The sequence below is a fragment of the Vibrio sp. OPT46 genome (genome assembly GCF_015163535.1).
GTDB lineage: Bacteria > Pseudomonadota > Gammaproteobacteria > Enterobacterales > Vibrionaceae > Vibrio > Vibrio alginolyticus.
On sequence record NZ_JADDYG010000474.1, the window covers coordinates 10,263 to 12,884 of the forward strand.

Below are 2,622 nucleotides of genomic sequence, written 5' to 3' on the forward strand. Positions count from 1 at the left end.
TTTGGTGGGCTAATCCGAAATGGTGAAGCACTGCAAAGAGCCAGTGAATTGGATGTCGTCGTATTGGATAAAACTGGCACGATTACTCAAGGTAAACCTGAAGTAACAAATTTTGTCTCGTTGTCAGAGGATTCAGAGCTCCTGCCTCTGGTCAATGCTTTGGAGAAAGGGTCTAACCATCCACTAGCTAAAGCGTTAATCGCATTTACTCAAAATGAGGTTCTTGATGAAGCGAGCCTACCAGAAGTATCAGATTTCGAGTCATTAACCGGACTTGGTGTTCAGGCTCAGTATGCGAGTCAACGCGTGTTGCTTGGCAATCGCAAGCTGATGAACCAGTTTAACGTCAATGTTGAATCGGTAACAGAGCATGCATTGCAGTGGGAGCAAGAAGCCAACACAGTGGTGTATTTTGCGATAGGCGATCAAGTACAAGCGCTGTTCGGTATCAGTGACCCGATTCGAGATGATGCTCGAAGTGCGATAAATCGTTTTCATCAGCAAGGCATCCATGTCGTGATGCTAACGGGGGATAACCACAATACAGCGAAAGCGGTAGCATCACTCGCGAATGTTGATGAATATCACGCGGAATTGATGCCTGAGGATAAGCTTCACTGGATTAAGCAGTTGCAAGCGAAAGGGCATGTTGTTGGCATGGTCGGTGATGGTATCAATGATGCGCCAGCACTTGCTCAATCAGACGTTGGCTTTGCTATTGGCAGTGGTACGGATGTCGCGATTGAAAGTGCCGATATTACCTTGATGCGCAGCTCGCTCCACGGCATCTCAGATGTGATTGGGATCAGTACTGCCACAATGAAGAACATCAAGCAGAACTTGTGGGGGGCATTTATCTATAACAGCTTGGGTATTCCTGTGGCAGCAGGGCTTCTGTTTCCGTTCACGGGTTGGTTATTAAGTCCGATCATCGCTGGGGCAGCGATGTCACTGTCTTCTGTTACCGTCGTAACCAATGCGAATCGCTTGCGCTTATATACACCACCTTCAGCCCCAACAACCAATGAGGAGTAATACCATGTTAGTTAATTTTTTAGGTCTTACAGCAATCGTGTTTATAGTCTGGTGGTTTTGGGGTAAGAAAAAAACCTAAGAAGATAAAAATGGCATAAATCCGCCCCTCCATTGCTGACCTAAGCGTTGCGGTAAACTGAGGTTCAGTTAACTGAGTTGAATTTATTTGGAGAGCATGAGGGTGTTTATGTAATGGGAAGGCCTTCCTATCCTCATTGGACAAAGAGCTACTTTACAACTGAAAAGTAGCCTTTGCTTTAGATTTAGCAAATAAAGGGCTCACTAGCTGCTGATTTTAGAAAGGTAGAGAAGGCTATATAAGCAACCGTTACTAGTTTTGGTAATTCAGGTTCTACAGCATATTGGTGTAACTTTCGACTGACGCCTCTACATTAGTTTAAGTTGAGTTTGTCTTACGTATTAATAAAGGAAACGTGGTCGGAGTTACAATTATGACTAAGATGTCATAAATGGATACCAATAGAGTCAGAACGAAGGTGCTAAATTGAATTCATCAACAACAAAAAGGAAAGACATATGAATACTCTTAATAAGTTTCTTCTGACTACCTCTATTTTGTTCACTAGTGCAGTGACAGTCGCTCAGCCTTTATATTCTGGAGGTAACTACGTGAGTAGAGTTGATCATGCAACAGTGTTGACACAAGCAACTAGCTCTAAAGAACTAGCCTATAAACTAGGTGCGGAAAAACTAGCGGAGTTAGAGGGTATGAGCGGAAAAGAACTAGCGTCAGAATTTATGTTAATTAGAAACTACGGTAGTAATAGAAACTCAACCCACCTTAAAGAACAGCGATATGTCACTGTCGAAGAAAGGCTAAATAGTCAAGGGAAAATTGAGTATGTGGCTCAAGTCCATTTGCAAGTACATTATCAAGAACGCGACAGTAATAATTAGATGCGATATTACACCTCTTGTAGTACATGTAGCTACAAGAGGTCACACTCATTGAAAATTTTATCACCTATTTTGATAGTAGACTGTACTTGGAAATTGATTTTTTGTCAGGTGTATAATCATAGTGACAATACTAATACAACTAATTAGCTCAATGTATTGAATGTTTGGCGCATCTCGACTCGTATTGGATTGTTTCAATAACGCATCACGGACGAGAGTCGCAGGCACTAGCATATCCATAAACAAAGCGATAATTTGCCGCGAGATAATTCCTTTCACTTTCATAATTGCGGCAATGGTTTTAACATCATGGCTATTACCGTTGTCGCGAGTCCTTTTGACTAGAACTCGAGCCTGCACATTGGGGCTGTGGAGCACCCTCGAAAACGACGAGTTACAGTAAAACCCTTCTCTCACTCTATTTCTCTACATAAAGCGCATAAATAATCGGACAGTCATCAATAGAATAGCGACTTCCTTTGCATTGGCTAACCATCGTATTTAATGCCTTTTTAAACCTTTGCAGATCGTCTATTTTCTGCTGGCCAGCTCTGGCTTGTAACATTGCCATTGCTCTCACCTCGCCACAATAGTGGTCTGGCTCATCAATGAATTTTAATAATTCTTTGATTTGCTCGATGCTGAATCCTAGCTCGCGGCTGCGGC

The 2,622-nt window shown here is 42.5% G+C and carries 3 protein-coding genes; 2 read left to right on the plus strand and 1 reads right to left on the minus strand.

Annotated elements, in window-relative coordinates:
• Together IQR33_RS19970 and IQR33_RS19975 are read left to right on the plus strand one after the other, a co-directional pair.
• Nucleotides 1–1,035: heavy metal translocating P-type ATPase (locus IQR33_RS19970; protein WP_193843979.1), on the plus strand; the 1,035-nt coding region annotated here is incomplete at its 5' end.
• Between the two features lie 537 nt (nucleotides 1,036–1,572).
• On the plus strand, nucleotides 1,573–1,953 hold the full coding sequence (locus IQR33_RS19975) for a DUF3316 domain-containing protein (protein ID WP_193843980.1): 381 nt from the start codon (nucleotides 1,573–1,575) through the stop codon (nucleotides 1,951–1,953).
• 421 nt (nucleotides 1,954–2,374) lie between these two features.
• On the opposite strand, the gene IQR33_RS33735 is transcribed toward IQR33_RS19975, so the two are convergent.
• Nucleotides 2,375–2,622 (minus strand): MerR family DNA-binding protein (locus IQR33_RS33735; protein WP_228014021.1); only part of this gene is annotated, 248 nt, incomplete at its 5' end.